Source organism: Vibrio sp. H11 (assembly GCF_004804295.1).
GTDB lineage: Bacteria > Pseudomonadota > Gammaproteobacteria > Enterobacterales > Vibrionaceae > Vibrio > Vibrio ostreae.
This window is the reverse complement of sequence record NZ_SSHN01000003.1, coordinates 194,073-211,319: the sequence shown is the minus strand read 5'-3', so window position 1 is coordinate 211,319 and position 17,247 is coordinate 194,073. Positions and strand designations below refer to the sequence as shown.

General features: G+C 50.3%; 15 protein-coding genes. 10 read left to right on the top strand and 5 right to left on the bottom strand.

From position 1 onward, the window contains the following. The first annotated feature begins 142 nt into the window (after nt 1-142). From ppsA to E6C74_RS20975, 3 genes are all read left to right on the top strand, one after another. Nucleotides 143-2,515, top strand: a complete 2,373-nt coding sequence (gene ppsA / locus E6C74_RS05895) for a phosphoenolpyruvate synthase (protein WP_136483767.1) — start codon at nt 143-145, stop codon at nt 2,513-2,515. A gap of 173 nt (nt 2,516-2,688) precedes the next feature. Beyond that, nucleotides 2,689-2,811: a hypothetical protein gene (locus E6C74_RS21200; RefSeq protein WP_276605441.1), complete on the top strand. Its 123-nt coding sequence runs from the start codon at nt 2,689-2,691 to the stop codon at nt 2,809-2,811. Between the two features lie 44 nt (nt 2,812-2,855). Then, nucleotides 2,856-3,023, top strand: a complete 168-nt coding sequence (locus tag E6C74_RS20975) for a hypothetical protein (RefSeq protein ID WP_168796969.1) — start codon at nt 2,856-2,858, stop codon at nt 3,021-3,023. Between the two features lie 96 nt (nt 3,024-3,119). On the opposite strand, the gene E6C74_RS05890 is transcribed toward E6C74_RS20975, so the two are convergent. Together E6C74_RS05890 and E6C74_RS05885 are read right to left on the bottom strand one after the other, a co-directional pair. Beyond that, entirely contained in the window at nt 3,120-3,665 is a 546-nt protein-coding gene (locus E6C74_RS05890; protein WP_136483766.1) for a hypothetical protein, read from the bottom strand. Further along, entirely contained in the window at nt 3,662-4,018 is a 357-nt protein-coding gene (locus E6C74_RS05885; protein ID WP_136483765.1) for a DUF805 domain-containing protein, read from the bottom strand. The genes E6C74_RS05890 and E6C74_RS05885 overlap by 4 nt, the downstream gene beginning before the upstream one ends. 223 nt (nt 4,019-4,241) lie before the next feature. Between E6C74_RS05885 and E6C74_RS05880 the strand changes: the two genes are divergently transcribed. Both E6C74_RS05880 and mqo read left to right on the top strand, forming a co-directional pair. Next, nucleotides 4,242-5,273: an AraC family transcriptional regulator gene (locus E6C74_RS05880; protein ID WP_136483764.1), complete on the top strand. Its 1,032-nt coding sequence runs from the start codon at nt 4,242-4,244 to the stop codon at nt 5,271-5,273. A 672-nt stretch (nt 5,274-5,945) separates the two neighbouring features. After that, a complete protein-coding gene (gene mqo, locus E6C74_RS05875; RefSeq protein WP_136483763.1) occupies nt 5,946-7,550 on the top strand; it encodes a malate dehydrogenase (quinone) in 1,605 nt (534 codons plus the stop codon). Nucleotides 7,551-7,708: 158 nt separating this feature from the next. On the opposite strand, the gene E6C74_RS05870 is transcribed toward mqo, so the two are convergent. Then, nucleotides 7,709-8,176 carry an Lrp/AsnC family transcriptional regulator gene (locus E6C74_RS05870; protein WP_136483762.1) on the bottom strand — a complete coding sequence of 156 codons (468 nt, stop codon included), beginning with the start codon at nt 8,174-8,176 and terminating at the stop codon, nt 7,709-7,711. Between the two features lie 112 nt (nt 8,177-8,288). Between E6C74_RS05870 and rarD the strand changes: the two genes are divergently transcribed. Beyond that, nucleotides 8,289-9,209, top strand: a complete 921-nt coding sequence (gene rarD, locus E6C74_RS05865) for an EamA family transporter RarD (protein ID WP_136483761.1) — start codon at nt 8,289-8,291, stop codon at nt 9,207-9,209. 289 nt (nt 9,210-9,498) lie between these two features. Here rarD and E6C74_RS05860 read toward each other — a convergent pair whose 3' ends face one another. Further along, a complete protein-coding gene (locus E6C74_RS05860) occupies nt 9,499-10,401 on the bottom strand; it encodes an EamA family transporter (RefSeq protein WP_136483760.1) in 903 nt (300 codons plus the stop codon). Nucleotides 10,402-10,509: 108 nt separating this feature from the next. On the opposite strand from E6C74_RS05860, the gene E6C74_RS05855 reads away from it, so the two are divergent. From E6C74_RS05855 to E6C74_RS05840, 4 genes are all read left to right on the top strand, one after another. Then, complete coding sequence (locus E6C74_RS05855; protein WP_136483759.1) at nt 10,510-11,883, top strand: PLP-dependent aminotransferase family protein; 1,374 nt, start codon at nt 10,510-10,512, stop codon at nt 11,881-11,883. A 251-nt stretch (nt 11,884-12,134) separates the two neighbouring features. Then, complete coding sequence (locus tag E6C74_RS05850; RefSeq protein WP_136483758.1) at nt 12,135-13,364, top strand: aldose 1-epimerase family protein; 1,230 nt, start codon at nt 12,135-12,137, stop codon at nt 13,362-13,364. A gap of 293 nt (nt 13,365-13,657) precedes the next feature. After that, complete coding sequence (locus E6C74_RS05845; RefSeq protein WP_136483757.1) at nt 13,658-14,617, top strand: transposase; 960 nt, start codon at nt 13,658-13,660, stop codon at nt 14,615-14,617. A 308-nt stretch (nt 14,618-14,925) separates the two neighbouring features. After that, nucleotides 14,926-15,720, top strand: coding sequence for a PhzF family phenazine biosynthesis protein (locus E6C74_RS05840; protein ID WP_136483756.1), 795 nt, complete (start codon nt 14,926-14,928; stop codon nt 15,718-15,720). A gap of 199 nt (nt 15,721-15,919) precedes the next feature. Here the strand turns inward: E6C74_RS05840 and E6C74_RS05835 are convergent, their stop codons facing one another. Continuing rightward, the gene (locus E6C74_RS05835; protein WP_206208381.1) at nt 15,920-17,245 is read right to left on the bottom strand and encodes a cytochrome c; all 1,326 of its coding nucleotides are present in this window, start codon (nt 17,243-17,245) and stop codon (nt 15,920-15,922) included. Nucleotides 17,246-17,247: the final 2 nt, after the last annotated feature.

Genomic DNA, 17,247 nt, shown 5'->3' with positions numbered 1-17,247 from the left:
TAGGATGTTACACATAATACCGATAATAAAACCCGGCATACCATTACGCCCCCCACAGCTTTAAAAATTTCCTGTGGATTTTTTTAAAGCTGATGCGTAATCGATTGCCACCCTACAAAGCTGCAATGTTCTGGAGAAAGACATGCAAAACAACACCCTCTGGTATAATGGCCTGTCCATGGAAGATGTCGACAAAGTCGGCGGTAAAAATGCATCACTCGGCGAAATGGTATCTAACCTAGCCAACGCCGGTGTTTCGGTTCCTAATGGTTTTGCAACCACCTCTTACGCATTCAACCAGTTCCTTGATTTTGAAGGCCTGGATGATCGCATTCACGAATTACTGGACGCTCTGGACGTCGAAGATGTTGACGCGCTGCGTAAAACCGGCGCCACGATTCGTCAATGGGTACTGGATGCCCCCTTCCCTGCCGATCTGGAGCGCGACATTCGCGACAACTATGAAACATTGATCGAAGGTAACCAGGATCTCTCTGTGGCAGTGCGTTCATCCGCCACTGCAGAAGACCTGCCAGATGCCTCATTTGCCGGCCAGCAGGAAACTTTCCTCAATGTGAAAGGCATTGATGCCGTTCTGGAAGCCACCAAACACGTTTACGCATCGCTGTTTAACGACCGTGCCATCTCTTACCGTGTACACCAGGGTTTTGACCATCGCGGTATTTCACTGTCTGCCGGTATTCAGCGCATGGTACGTTCAGACAAAGCATCTTCCGGTGTCATGTTCACTCTGGATACGGAATCTGGCTTCGACCAGGTAGTATTCATCACCTCAGCCTGGGGTCTGGGCGAAATGGTGGTTCAGGGTGCGGTTAACCCGGATGAGTTCTACGTGCACAAACCGCTGCTTGAAGCGGGTCAGGCACCGATCGTGAAGAAAACCTTCGGATCGAAACAGATCAAAATGATCTACGCAAACAGCCAGGAAATCGGCAAACAGGTGGAAATCGTCGATACCTCTGAACAAGAGCGCAACGAATTCTCTCTGACCGACGACGAAATCAAAGAACTGGCTAAACAGGCGTTGATCATCGAGAAACACTACCAGCGTCCGATGGACATTGAATGGGCGAAAGATGGTATCGATGGCAAGCTGTACATCGTACAGGCCCGTCCGGAAACCGTCTGCTCCCAGAGCGAGCAGAACGTGATTGAACGTTACGAACTGAACAACAAAGCTGACGTGCTTATCGAAGGCCGTGCTATCGGCCAGCGTATCGGTAGCGGTACTGTGCGTCTGGTTGATTCGCTGGATCAGATGTCTCTGGTGCAAACCGGTGACATTCTGGTGACTGACATGACCGACCCTGACTGGGAACCGGTAATGAAGAAAGCTTCCGCGATTGTCACCAACCGCGGCGGCCGTACCTGTCACGCTGCCATCATCGCTCGTGAACTGGGTATTCCGGCGATCGTAGGTTGTGGTAACGCCACCAGCACGCTAACCGACGGCGCGACTGTGACTGTCTCTTGTGCAGAAGGTGAAACCGGCTACGTCTACAACGGCCTGCTGGACTTTGAAATCCGCCGCTCTTCCGTGGATGAACTGCCACTGCTGCCAACCAAAGTGATGATGAACGTGGGGAACCCGGATCGTGCTTTCGATTTCGCACAGATCCCGAACGAAGGCGTTGGCCTGGCGCGTCTCGAATTCATCATCAATAAGATGATTGGTATTCACCCGAAAGCACTGTTGAACTTCGACGCGCAAACCGACGAACTGAAAGCAGAAATCAACCAGCGTATCCGCGGTTACAAAGATCCGATTGATTTCTACGTCAGCAAACTGACCGAAGGCATCGCGACTATCGCGGCCGCTTTCTGGCCAAAACGCGTCATCGTGCGTATGTCTGACTTCAAGTCAAACGAATACAGCAACCTAGTCGGTGGTAAAAACTACGAACCGCACGAAGAAAACCCGATGCTGGGCTTCCGTGGTGCATCACGTTACATCTCGCCGGTATTCGAAGACTGTTTCGAGCTGGAAACTCAGGCGGTGAAACGCGTGCGTAACGAAATGGGCCTGAAAAACGTTGAGATCATGATCCCGTTCGTGCGTACTCCAAGCGAAGCGGCCTCGGTGATCGACATTCTGGCTAAGTTTGGGTTGCGCCGCGGCGAACAGGGCCTCAAAGTCATCATGATGTGCGAACTGCCATCGAACGCCGTACTGGCTGACGAGTTCCTCAAGTACTTTGACGGTTTCTCTATCGGCTCCAACGACATGACTCAGCTGACTCTGGGTCTTGACCGTGACTCCGGCGACGTTGCTCATCTGTTCGACGAGCGTAACCCGGCAGTCAAAGTGATGCTGAAGATGGCGATCGATGCGGCAACCAAAGCCGGTAAATACGTCGGTATTTGTGGTCAAGGACCTTCTGACCATGAAGATCTGGCTGAGTGGTTAATGGAACAGGGCATCAGCTCAGTATCATTGAACCCAGATACTGTGATTGACACCTGGATTAAACTGGGTGAAGTCGCAGACAAATAATTAGCGCTGCTTAAATGAGAAAAACGCCGGTCATCGCCGGCGTTTTTTGTGTCCTGGTTAACAAAAAACAATGAATATTTCTTTTTCCACAAATCATACTATTTCCAGCCAAATAGCCATTCCTATACATTAATTTGAATCACGCAATAAATTCAGGTTCTATCCCATATTCCATGAACGGCTTTCTGAATAAAATCCAGACCATGGTCGATAAACAGAAAGGGATCTCACAGACGATTTATGCCAGTGTCTGGATGGCGTTACTACCTGCGTTGCTCATAGTACTCAAAGTCTAGAATCGACACTCAATATCGGCACTCTGCTGGGGCAAATTACCCAGATGTCCGGACAGATAGCCACAGCAATGGAAGAGCTATCCAGTACCTGTCAGCTTCACACCGACAGTATAGCGGCGATTCATCAGGCCACCGAACAGTCACAACACAGTGTCGCCGACATTGAAAACAGCATCGTCAATATCAAACAAGATACCGCGCGCTTGACCTAACTGTCAGCCACGTTCAGCCGTCATTAAGCTTTAGCGATATAATGCGCCAGCATCACAGCACACATGGTGATACTGGCGCTCATCCACTGACTGTATTTATCTTAGCGGCGTACTGTCAGTCGGCCCGCTAGCGATTGTCTTACAACTCGGTTGAGGTTCACTACCGCGCAGCCACGACGTCCAGCGTCGGCGCGGATTAATAATGAAATCCATCTCGCTATCCAGGCCAGTGGCAATCTCGATATCAGCTGTTTGTTTTGCGTGAGGCAAAGCAACTCGCCATTGCCGGCTTTCGATCTGCTGCCCGTGTCTGATCTGGCGCGCCAGAACCGGATTGTAAATATTGAGAATGACCGGGCCGCTTTCATCAATCCCAATCGTCCCGAGGCGGATATTACCGGCAATCATAGGCAGCGGTGCCAATATACACAGCTCGCCGTGCTCATTGCGGCTTAGATAGCGTCCTTCTCCGGCCAGGCCATGTAAGTACAATAAATGCCCATGCGCAGCCTTGGGTATGATCACCATCCCCTCTAAGCCAGCGGGTAAGTGATTAATCACTTCCGATTTGCCCTCCGACCAAACGCTCGCACTAATCAGCGTTAAATACCCGCCCAGCAAAACCGCCGTCCATCGCTTCATATCTTCTCCTCCCCTGCCAGACCATACTGATTGGCCTGTTTCTCACCTGGCAGTAACATCAGTATCAGTAAAATCAGCACGCCAATCGCAGGCACCAAAAACACCAGACTCCACCAACCACTGTGGCCAAGGTCATGCAGACGACGCACCGTCAGTGCCAGCAGTGGTAAAAAGCTTGCGACGCTGTAACCTATTTCGAGCCACGCGGACCATATTGACGCTTGGTGAATATCGAGCGCGATCAACAGCAGACTCACCACCAGGTTGACTGCAAAAAAGGCCCAATAAGCATGGCGCGGGACACGGCCGGAAAAATCCAGTCCATGCTGCCAGGCCAACCAATACCATTTCATAGTTTCAGCTCCTTCACGGGTTAAACAGACAAACTGCATTCATCACGCAGTCAGCTCACTATCGCGATAGAAAGGCTTCTTTGCGTCCTCAAACCGGTTTTAGGTCTGCCTGAATCTGGTTTCAGTCCATTTGAGCTTCACTCCGGACGAGGTAATGGTTAGGCTAGCGCAAGTAAAACTTTGCCATTGCACACATTCCATCATGCCAAGATAAGGAAAACCGATGATCGCGATCCCATTGCCGTTTGTGGTCTCTATGCTGTTAATGCTGCTTGCCGTCATCTTGTGGTGCAAACCAGAGAATGACAGCAAACCGGCCAGCGGCTTTAGCGCGTTATGTGCGGTAACAACCGCCGTGGTGGGAATGCGCTGGAGTTTAGATTTAACTCTGTTGCGCTTATTGCAGCCGATCTTAGCCTCTCTGGTGCCGATGACCGCCTGGTACTGTTTCCAGCGTGCCCATCAAACAGGACGACTGTCACTGTTGCACTGGTCAGGTCCGATGTGTATCACTTTCGCGGTATTCAGCTATCCATACTGGCATGCACCGCTCGACTTAATGTTAACCCTGCTCTATATCGGCTACGGCATACGACTGCTCTACTCATCGCGCGCTGAAGCGCAGCAAGTACGCGTATCTGATTTGGACAAGGTTCGTTATGCCGAGCAGTTGGCCGGTTGTATGCTGCTGTTCTCAGCCTGTATTGACGGTGCGCTGAGCATTGATTTCAGCTTCAACTCTGGCCGATATGCCATGTATATCCTCGCCATTGGCTACAGCGTGTTGCTGCCGCTTCTGGCCCTCAGCGTAATCCAGGTCAGCCGCAGTACTTTGTCTGACGAGCTAAATAGCCGCAGCCAAGCAGAGACAGCACCAGTAGCAACAGTAAAAACAACCTCAGCGATGGCTACCAGTGATGCGCAGGCTATCGTGCTCAAACTCGACGATCTGATGCATACCCAGCAAGCCTATCTCGACCCGGATCTCACACTTGATCGTCTGGCGAGAAAGCTGACGATCCCGGCCAAACAGATCTCGGCCGCAGTCAACCAGATCCACGGCCGTAACATTTCCAAACTGCTGAACGAATACCGGATTGAACACGCCAAACAGTATCTGGTAAACAGTGATGAGAGTATTACCCAGGTTTACCTCAGATCCGGCTTTCAAACCAAGTCCAACTTTAATCGCGAATTCAGCCGCGTCACAGGACAGACACCCAGCGCTTATCGTCGCACCATGCAAGCCGAATAAGTATTATCGCCAGCCACGATTGTCAGGCCGCAACCATTAACCGGAACGGACGCCGTCCACACAAACATCAAGCAGGACAGACGTCCTCAAAAAGTGGGACAGACACCCTCAAAAAGTGCGGAATGACCGCAATCTGATTGACCCACAGTCAGGTGCCAACCGCCCTTAAACTGATCGTGACGCATTGTGCTCCACCTCTGTTGTTGCCTGTTTAGAACAGCTGAAATAACCATGCCGAATGTATGTGAAAGCGCTATCAATAAACACTGGTTTTAACATAGTTGTCACAAATAAAATCTAGCGATATTACGTAGGTTTTTTACATCATTTATTAATACAATTGATTGAATTATTAATGATTCACCCTAACTATTCATTAGTCCTGTTGTGGCACCTTTGTTGTTAAATAATTGTTATATCGCAAACTTTATCGCATTAGTTGTGCTTTTTTTGCTAAAAAAATCATCAAAAATATGTAACACTTATACTGTTTTGGTTGTTTAGTTACCAAACTCATCAACTAAACACGTTGTCTGTCGCTGGAGCCAAAGGATGTTCTAGAACACCCCGTTCAATAAAAAACCAAATAAAAAATATTGGACGACGGCTATCTAGTGGTCAGGGCGGATAACGGAGTAGTTATTATCTGCAATTGAGAGAGATTTAAGTCCCATGAAGAAGGTATCTGGTCAAAAAGGATTCAACCAGTTCGGCTCTGCTACGTCTGAAAAACTGGTCGATGTGGTTCTTATCGGTGGCGGTATTATGAGCGCAACGCTCGGCACCTTTATCCAGCAACTTGAGCCAAGCTGGACTATCGAAATGTTTGAGCGTCTGGACGAAGTCGCTCAGGAAAGCTCAAATGGTTGGAATAACGCTGGAACCGGACATTCAGCATTAGCGGAATCAAATTACACCCCTCAAACGCCTGACGGCGAAGTCAAGATGGGCAAAGCGGCTAATATTTACCAGCAATTCCAGCTTTCACGCCAGTTCTGGGCATATTTGGTCCAGGAAGGTTTGATTAAAGACCCGGCTACCTTCATCAACAGTGTTCCTCACATGAGTTTTGTGACCGGTGAGCACAACGTAGAATTTTTGCGCAAGCGTTATCAGCGTCTGCGCACGAGTCCTCTGTTTGACGGCATGGTTTTCTCTGAGGACCGTGAACAGATCAAATCCTGGGCTCCGCTCCTGATGGAAAATCGTGATCCAAATCAGCCGATTGCTGCGACCCGCTCACGCTTTGGTACCGATGTTAACTTCGGTGCCCTGACCCACCATATGGTCGATATTCTGCAGCAAAGTGAAAACTTTGCGCTCAGCATGCAGCATGAAGTGCGCACGCTTAAACGTCAAAAAGATGGGACCTGGAAAGTTACAGTGAAAGATCTGACCACCAATACCACGCGTACTGTGCATAGCAAGTATGTGTTTATTGGTGCTGGCGGCGCTTCACTGACTCTGCTGCAAAAATCGGGGATTCCTGAGGCTCGTGCCTATGCGGGTTTCCCGGTCGGCGGCCAGTTTATCGTTTCCGACAATCCGGATATCGTCAACCAACACCGCGCCAAAGTGTACGGTAAAGCAGCCGTCGGCGCGCCACCGATGTCAGTACCGCATATGGACACCCGTATCATCGATGGGAAAAAAGTGGTGTTGTTTGGCCCATTTGCCAGCTTCTCGAGCAAATTCCTTAAGGAGGGTTCGTTACTGGATCTGTTTGGCTCCGTACGCCCGTCAAATGTATTGCCGATGACTCAGGTCGGCATGAAAAGTTTTGACCTGGTCAAATATTTAGTCGGTCAGCTCGTACAAAGCAATGAAGATCGTATTAACGCATTACGTGAATTCTTCCCCAATGCCAAGGCTGAAGACTGGACTCTATGGCAGGCTGGCCAACGCGTGCAAATAATCAAGAATGTCCCGGGTAAAGGTGGGGAACTCCATCTGGGCTCAGAGCTGGTACACGCCGAAGATGGCAGCCTGACTGCGCTGCTTGGCGCATCCCCGGGCGCTTCTGTTTCAGCCTCTGTAATGCTGGAACTGCTGGAGCGCTGTTTTGCCGACCAAATGGCTTCCGATAAATGGCAAAGTAAGATCAAAGCCATGGTCCCTTCTTACGGTCAGTCACTGCAAGATAATCCAGAGCTCAACCAGAGAATTCTGCTTGAGACCAGCCAGGTACTGCAGCTTGAGCAGGATCTGCTTGAGATTCGCGCCGCGAAAGCTCAGAGCGTGCAGGACAATCAGCAAGCTGTTGCCACTCAGGCTTAAACTGTTATTCATTCGACCCATGCCGCCCAACCGGGCGGCATTTTTGATCCCGCATCATGACTGATGTCAATCACCAGTACAAACGGGACACACAGCAAAAATCACGCCCCTGAACCGAAGAAAATACGATGACCATTGGTATTTACCTGGGTGCTGATTTATCCAATCGACTCAATCGGTACGGACAAGGTGGCTTTAACCCGATCCAGTGCAACTATGGTGCGAAACCACTTCACGTTAGGATTCGAGTGAAACAATTTATCGCAGATTTGCTGAAAACGTTGCATGTTGGGCACCAGCAGTACCAACATGAAGTCGGCCTCTCCGGTCACGTAATAACACTGCTGAACTTCCGGTCCGGAAAAACTGTGTTTTAATAATTGCAGATCAGTGCTGTGGGTTTTGTCGGCCTGCACTTCCACCAGAATCGTGATCACCTGATTGAGTTTATTCGGGTCCAGCAACGCAACGCTAGCCTGGATATAGCCGTTATCCTTAAGTTTCTGGATACGACGCTGTACCGAAGCTGTCGACAAATGCACCATCTCCGCCAACTCACGTAACGGAGTTTGGCAATTGTGCTGCAGCTGCTGCAGTATTGAGTAGTCGTACTTATCTAATGTCATTCCCGCCTCACTCCATGAGAAAATTTCTCATAAACACTATGTATTTAGAGCACCTTTATCAAGTAATACGCAATAAAATATCTCTCTATCGAAATGATCACAGACCTGAACCATGCAGACTCAAACGAACACCGCTCTGGGTGTCACTCTTAACGTTATCGCATCAGGCTTCTTTGCCCTGATGTTTGCTTATACTGCTCTGCTGAAAGACGTCGAGGGCACGGAAATTTATGGCTGGCGTATTGTGTTAACCCTGCCTCTGCTGACTCTGTTTATTGTTATGCGCGGTTACTGGCCGCAAGTGACTACCATATTGCACCGCATCATCAATGAGCGTTATTTCTGGGCAACGCGCATCCTGTCATCATTTCTGGTCGGGCTACAGTTATGGTTATTCATGTGGGCTCCGGTGAACGGCTACGGCCTGGCTGTCTCACTCGGCTACTTTATGATGCCGATTACCATGGTTGTGGTCGGCAGGTTTGCGTTCAACGACAAAATGTCACGCTTACAGCAACTGGCATGCGGCTTCGCAGTCATAGGGGTTCTGAATCAACTGATTATTTCTCAAACCTTGGCCTGGCCTACGCTGGCAATTTGCCTGTGCTACCCAGTCTATTTCTGGCTGCGACTGAAAACCGATACTAACAGTATCGGCGGCGTCTGGTTTGATATGCTGCTGAGCGTACCATTCAGCCTGTATTGTCTGATACACAGCGGCGATGTACTTTCAACCTTGACCACCAGCTACCAACTGCTGTGGCTGGTATTCGGGCTTGGGATTATCAGCGCTATGGCGCTGGCGTTTCAATCCCTTTCCGCGCCTCATCTCAATCTCAGCTTATTTGGTTTATTGATTTACGTTGAACCCGTTATGCTGCTATTCGTGGCGCTGTTACTGGGTGAATCCATCAGCCCTAAAGAATGGCCGACCTACATCGCAATCTGGCTGGCGGTTATGGCGTTAGTCATCGAAGGAATTCGCGGGCTAAAAAACACGCGCACCCAACTCAAAATAAGCCGTCATTCGTAACCCATAGCATTTGCCCCCGGACAACCGGGACAGACACCCACCATCCACAGACAAACGGGACACACGCCCAGTCGAGTAGTGTTCTGGTGGCAGAAGCACGAACTGCCATCGTGTGGCATGACCGGCCGCGCCCAGGTCTATGTTGAACATAAACGTCTAAACATGAACGTCTGTCCCTAAAACGATGTCTGCCCCAAAACAACGGCGTCTGTCCCCAACACCATTCCGCCCAACAAGGTACCGAGCGATCGGCTGAAAATCCGCACTGATTTCACCGCTTAATCTGGCACTATAGTACCGTGGGACGCAGGCGCTCTGATTGCGCCGAGCGGGAGACTGCCCGCTGCGGGTAGAGAACCAATATGATACCGCTCAGAAACGCACTGCACGCGACCCACTGTGCAGCCGACAGCTGTTCACCGTAAATAAGATACCCACTCAGCAACGCAAATACAGTCACCATGAGTGTCATGGGTGCCAATTGACTCATTGGATATTTAAGGACCATTTTGTTCCATACCCAATAGCCAAATAAGGTGGTCGGGTACGCCTGGAACAGAACCGATATCCAGGCATTGATACTCCAATGCTGATAGGTTGCGACAACGCCGTCCCAGCCATTGAATGCCACACTCAGTACAATTAAAGGCACAGGAGCAAACAACATCCCCCAGATATTAAAAGCAAATGCCTGACGGGTACCTGACTGGCGCACAATCACTCCTGCCAAAGGCCAGCACACCGCCGAGATCATGATGAACATCACCCCGCTCCAGGTCACGTTTCCGTTGGTGTAAATAATTGACACCACAAGCCCGGCTAAGGCCAGCAAAATACCCGCAGCCATGCGGCGCGATATCACCTCTTTGTACACCAAGACCCCGACCAGGACAGTCGTCAAAACGTCCGTCTGCAGCAGTACTGATGCCATACCCGACGACAAACCAAATGTGATGGCGCAAGACGCCATACCCCAAATCCCGGTGCCAAACACTAAACCGTAACTCACCAAATAACGCCAACCAACATTCGGCCGCCGGATGAAAAAGATGATTGGAAACGTGGCACAAACGAAACGCGCCGCAGCGATGAGCAGCGGGTCTAGTGCGCTGACGCCAAGTTTAATCATAGAAAAGTTGAAGCCCCAAATGGCCATTACACTCATGATGAGCAGTAAATCTCGTCCCTGCATGGTTATCTTTCCGCATTGTTTGCCTGGGTTTCAGTGTCGCTTGCCAGATAAAAGCAGTACAGATACAATTTTTGTAATTTTAACCAGTACAGTGGAGATGGTCACCGCATGAGCCGATACAAACAGCTGGCCACCAGATTCATTCAGGACATCGAGGCCGGAAAACTTAATCCGGGCGACCGCATGCTGTCTTTGCGCCAGTTTGCCAGACAACACAGCGTCAGTATTTCCACTGCCGTCAGTTGCTACGCAGAACTTGAGTCGCAAGGTTGGCTGATCGCTCGTCCTCAATCAGGCTTTTTTATCACGCGACACACCCACCGTACCCTGCCACCTGACTGGCAGCCTTTTAGCAGTCAACCCATCACCCCAACAGTGAGCAGACAGCGTACGCTCTCTCCCTGTGGCCCGCTAGGCACATCGCGCTTGCAATTAGATTCTCAGACACAGCGAGCTTTAGAGCGTAGCTTGCGGCGCGCGATAAAACGAGCGGCGGAACAGATCACCTTTTACCCCGAACCTCAGGGCGAATCCGCTTTACGCATAGCACTGGCTGAGCACTTTACCCTTAGCGGATTTCCACTCAGCGAGCACGAGCTGGTGATTACCCACGGCTGTATGGATGCGGTCAGCCACGCGCTGCAAATATGCACCCGTCCCGGCGATACCGTTGCGGTGAGCTCACCTTGCTACAATGGATTACTGGATTTGCTCGCCCAGTTGTCTCTGCGCGTACTTGAAATTCCTTCGCTGCCCGATGGAATTGATTTAGACCAGTTTGAAGCCAAACTGCAACAGCACGAAGTGCAAGCCGGCTTGTTCTGCACGACCCATATGAATCCGCAAGGAATTACGCTCTCCAATGTCCAGAAACAGAGACTGGCACAGTTGGCGAATCAGTATCAGGTACCTGTCATTGAGGATGATGTTTATTTTGAACTACCGCATGCCAGCCAGGCGTCACTGCCAGCCTGTTACCATGACGACGGAGGGTACATGCTGTGGTGCGGCTCGGTCTCAAAAACTTTGTCACCCAGTTACCGGCTCGGCTGGTGCCGCCCCGGGCGCTTTTTCCCAGCGTACAACCGCCGAGCGCTTGGCGTTCCAACCCTGATTCAGTATGCTCTGGCAGATTTTATCGCCAGCGGCGCTTACGCAACTCATCTCAAGCGGGCGCGCCAGCAACTTAACCAGCACAAAATAAGCTATCAAAATTATTTGAGCCAGCATCTGCCATCAGACAGTCGAATGACCCAACCCGATGGAGGCTTAGTGCTGTGGATTCAGATCCCTGGCCTGAACACGGAAGCCCTGGGCCAGGCCGCGAAACAAGCGGGGCTGGATATCCGCATCGGCCCTTGGTTTACCGAATCGGACCGCTATCGAGACTGCCTGCGCATTAATATCGGCTTTGCGCTCGATGAGTATATTAAACAAGAGCTACAACAGCTAATAAACCTTATCGAATACCATATAGAATAAACCTTATTTATCAGTAAATTAACAATACACGTCCTGTTTTTCCTCTATATTATTGTGCGACAGGAACACAACTCGCCCTCCGGAATTGCTGAAGTTGATTCAGCAATCAAAATTTAGCTTCACTTCGCGTATCACTGCCAGCAAGATCACATTGCTATCAGTTGCACATTGCCGCTTCCCCTTTATCAGGCGTATGTTTTTGCTGAATCGATTCAGTTATTAAAAATAACAACAAAAGATAAGGAAAGAACATGAAAATCAAAACTTCGTACGCTGCCATCCTGCTCAGTTTAGCCGCAATGAATACTCAGGCCGTTGAGTTTGTGCTAACCAATTCTGCCAGCGGTGAAGATGTCGGCAACTGGCAAGTCAGCAACCAATCGTTAGGTTTATCGGCTAACACGCCTTTCTCAGTAGAAAAACGCCGCCTGCATGGCGGAAAGCAGCTGGGGGTGGACGTACTCATCGTTAATAATGGTGAACTGACGATCACTCTTGTTCCAACCCGCGGCATGGGGATACTCAAGGTCGAACGGGATGGCAAACGTATTCTGGGCTGGGACTCCCCGGTCAAAGAAGTGGTTAACCCGGCCTTTATCGATTTGGAAAGCCGCAACGGTCTGGGATGGCTGGACGGATTTAATGAAATGCTGGTGCGCTGTGGTTATGAATGGACCGGACACCCTGGCGTGGATGACAACGGACAACTGCTGAGCCTGCATGGTCGTGTGCAGAATACACCGGCTTCCAGCGTCAAAGTAACTATTGATGACGCTGCGCCGCACAAAATAACGGTTGAAGGCGAAGTCTCTGAACGTACCTTCAAAAAAGCCGAGTTGGTTACCCTGACCAAACTCGAGGTGACTCCGGGCTCTAACCGCTTTTCCTTGCATGACACCCTGACCAACCAAGCAGACTATGACGATGAATACCAGATCATCTACCACTCCAACTTTGGCCGCCCCATCCTGGAACAGGGTGCGAAAGTGATCGCCGCAGCGAGTGAAATTTCTCCCTTCAATGACTACGCCAAGGCTGGCCTGAAAGAGTGGCAAACCTACCTCGGCCCGACAAAAAACTTTGATGAGATGGTATTTAACCTCAAACCAATCGGTGATGCGGACGGCAACAGCCTGGCGGTTTTACACAACAAGAACGGCTCTAGCGGTGTTGCGCTGGGCTACAACGTCACTCAGTTACCGGTGCTGACATTATGGAAAAACACCGACACCGAACAACAGGGCTATGTGACGGGCATTGAGCCGGGCACAAGCTATGCCTATAACACCAAGTACCAGCGCCCGCTCGGGCTGGTCCCGACCATCAAGGCTGGCGAAAGCAAACACTTTGATGTCACATACACTGTGCTGCGCAATAACAAAGAAGTCTCTCAGGCGGTGAACAAAGTCAAGGAAATTCAGGGACAGACGCCACTCAAACAGCTTACGCAACCACTGGTTGATTTAAGCAAAGCAGACTAATAGAACAACCGGCAGGGTTAATATTCGCCCTGCCGGTTGTCCCCCCTCCCCCCAATTGTATGTGGGACAGATGTTTTTAACTGGGACAGACGCTGATTTTTAAGTGGAAAGACACCGTAATCAAGACCAATAGAGCTGGACAGACGCTCTGCCCTAACACTGCATTTCTCATACTTGAACCACAGCCAAATTGCACGACTCTCCAAGCTGACCCGCAGTTCTTTTATCTCCGGTTGCGAAAACTCTGATTGGATCCACAATCTGTCCATGCCTGTACAAAAGAGTCGACCATCATGACCACAGCCCGTGCCAAACTTATTTGTCCGCAAATAACGCCCTATTATCATTGCGTGTCACGCTGTGTCCGACGTTCATTCTTATGCGGCCAGGATCACGTCTCTGGTCGTTCCTACGAGCATCGCCGCCAATGGGTCGAAGACAAAATCCTTCATCTCGCAGCTATCTACTGCATCGATATCTGCGCCTATGCTGTAATGAGCAACCACTACCACTTGGTGGTGCGTATTGACCACGAGTCTGCGTTAGCATTATCCCCGGCTGAAGTCATCGAACGCTGGAGTATCGATCACCACTTACCGGCAATCATACAGCGATTTAAATCCGCTCAGACAACCCAGCCAGAAAATGATAAGTGCATGAAAATCATAGAGACATGGCGGGAAAGATTGTCTTCTCTCAGTTGGTTTATGAAAGAACTCAATTTTGATATCGCTCTTCAAGCGAACAAAGAAGACGAATGTACCGGACATTTTTGGGAAGGGCGGTTCAAGTCCCAGGCGCTACTGGATGAAAAGGCACTCCTGGCAGCAATGGCTTACGTTGACCTGAACCCGGTACGAGCCAAAGAAGCATCAACGCCGGAAAAATCCAGATACACTTCACTCAAACTGAGACTGAGTAAAGCGGCAAAAGGTCTAACTCAATCGCCGCCATTACTTAATTTTGTTGGCTTTAATGGCTCTTTGCAAACCAAAGGCCTTCCTTTTTCCTTCCAAGATTATCTGCATCTGGTGGATTGGCTAGGCAGACACATCAAGCCGGATAAGGCCGGGCATATCTCTTCTGCACAACCGGATATCCTCACCCGTTTGGCGTTGTCAGCACATGATTGTCTCTATCTTTGCACCCAACTCGAAGCGAAACCACGCTTGTGGATAGGTGGCGCACAAAAATTACTGAGTGCCAAAAACCGGTTAAATCGCCGCCGCATGGTAGGCCTGGTGATCTCTTAACCCCAATAACGTCCGCTCTCTCGCCTTCAATACTCACTATTTTGATCTCCGCTAAACATATCACTCGCTCTAGTGGCTACAGCACGGTTTCACAACAGCATTAATTCATATTAGCCACACAAGCCTGAGAATTAGCAAGCCATAATAAACATGCCTGTCCTTTACGTCACTTTACGTCATCTCAGCACACAAGCCTGCCGGTACGCCTGTCCCAACAATAACCCCATCAGTGAGAACTTACTTGATAATTCAATGAAATTAAGTAACTTGGCATTAAATATGAGTAGAAAGTCAGACGGAAAACATAGATGGAACTGGATCTTTATGTGGTGGATGCATTCACCCAGCAGCAGTTTAGTGGCAATTCAGCCGCGGTTATACCGATTAACGAATGGCTGAGTGATGAACTCATGCTCTCTATCGCACAAGAAAACAACCTGTCCGAAACTGCATTTGTTAAACGTCTCGGACAAGATCACTACGCGATTCGCTGGTTCTCCCCGATTACGGAAATCGACTTTTGTGGGCACGCCACTCTAGCTTCAGCTTATGTGCTATTTAACCATTTCAACACCGGGCACAAACTGACATTTGATACGCTTGCAGTGGGTACCCTGAATGTCACTCAGGCTGAAGATAAACTGATTTCGATGAGTTTTCCTAATCGAGCGCCTCACCCTATCAATCAAGTCCCAGCAGCGCTGCTCGAAGGACTTTCCATCAAACCGGATGAAATCTGGCTCAGCCCACAAGCCTATTTTGCAATTTATCATGATGAAGCCTCAGTGCTTAACGTGCTGCGTAATAATGAGAATCTCAAACAACTGGCGCCGTTTGATGTTGTCGCCACTGCACTTTCGACCAACTATGATTTCATATCACGCTACTTTTGGCCGGCCAATGGCGGTGACGAGGATCCGGTAACAGGTTCAATTCACGCGGGTTTGGTACCATTCTGGTCGGAAAGACTCAATAAAACAGAATTGATCGCTTATCAGGCATCAGCACGCGGCGGCATTTTGCATTGCCGTTTAGAAGAAGAAAGAGTGATAGTGGCTGGGCATGCTGTTTTATATTTGCAGGGTAAGATAAACGTCAGCTAAGCGTCTGTCCTGTTTACGTTTCTTTCTATTCAAGTTGCAGGCTTAGATTAGGCGAACGGTGCCTGTCCACCTATAAAACAAGCCTGCCCCGAACGGGCAGGCTTAATAACATCAGCGAAGGGCAGCATGTACTGGCGCCTGTCCTTGTTAACGCCTGTCCTTGTTAACCCTGTTCGGCCGGAAGCACATTTACTCCAAACTAGCGCTGCACTTGCGATAACTTATCCGGATTAACGTTACCCAGCAGAGCAGGGTTAGCGCCTTCAATCTCAGCACGAATTGCTTTAACTTGTGCGGCATCCACCGCTTTAGCCTGGTTGCCCCAGCTGGAGCGGATAAAGTTCACTACTTCAGCCACTTCCTGGTCGCTCAAACGCCAGCCAAACGGAGGCATGGTGATCGCACTCGGTGCCTGCTGTGTGCCGGGCAGCGTGCTACCAGCCAACACAACGTGGATCAGCGAGGTTGCATCTTCGGTCTGCACCACGGAATTCCCGCGCAGGGCCGGGAAGAAGTGGTCGTAACCACTGCCGTCACTCTTGTGACAAGCCGCACAGCTATCGATATACACCGCAGCGCCTGGTTTACTGTCATCGCCATGCCACAACGCGTTGGCCACACTGCCATCGGGTTTAAACGACGCTTGCTGCGGATCTTTTGCCGGCAAGGATTTCAGGTAGCGGGCAATCGCAGTCAGATCCTCCTGCGACAGGTATTGCAGGCTGTGCTCAACCACATCCGTCATCCCGCCAAACACGGCGGTATGCGAGTTACGGCCGGTTTTGAGGAAAGTGACCAGCTCCTGCTCACTCCATTGCCCCAGGCCATCTTTATTATCGCCACGCAAATTCTTCGCCACCCAACCTTCCATTGGGTCACCGCCGGATAAGTAGTCCGCTCCCTCGCCGTCGCTCAGCGCTTTTTCCTGCATGGTTATGGCACGTGGGGTATGGCAAGCCCCGCAGTGACCCAGCCCCTGAACCAGATAACGGCCACGCTCGGTCGCCGCATCCGCATCGCTGTCAGCGCTAAAGTCCTGCACCCCAGGCGCAAACATACCGCGCCACAGGCTCAGCGGCCAGCGCATCGACAGCGGCCACGGAATATCCACGGCATGGTTAGCCTGCTTCACCGGCTTAACCCCTTGCATGAAGTAAACATACAGTGCACGCATGTCCTGTTTACTGACAATGGCGTAAGAAGGATACGGCATCGCAGGATACAGGCTGTCACCATCCTTTCTTACCCCATGGCGTACTGCCTGGTCAAAGTCCTCAAAGCTGTAGCCACCAATTCCGGTCTCTTTATCCGGGGTGATATTGGTACTGTAGATATTGCCAATCGGGGTCGGCATCAACAGACCACCGGCAAACGGCGCGCCCCCTTGTGCAGTGTGACAAGCCACACAGTCTCCGGCGCGGGCCAGATATTCGCCGCGAGCCACCAAATCAGACTCAGGCGTCTGTCCCATAGCAGCGGCGCTTAATCCGCCAAGTAACAGGCAAGCAAACAATTTTTTCATCATGC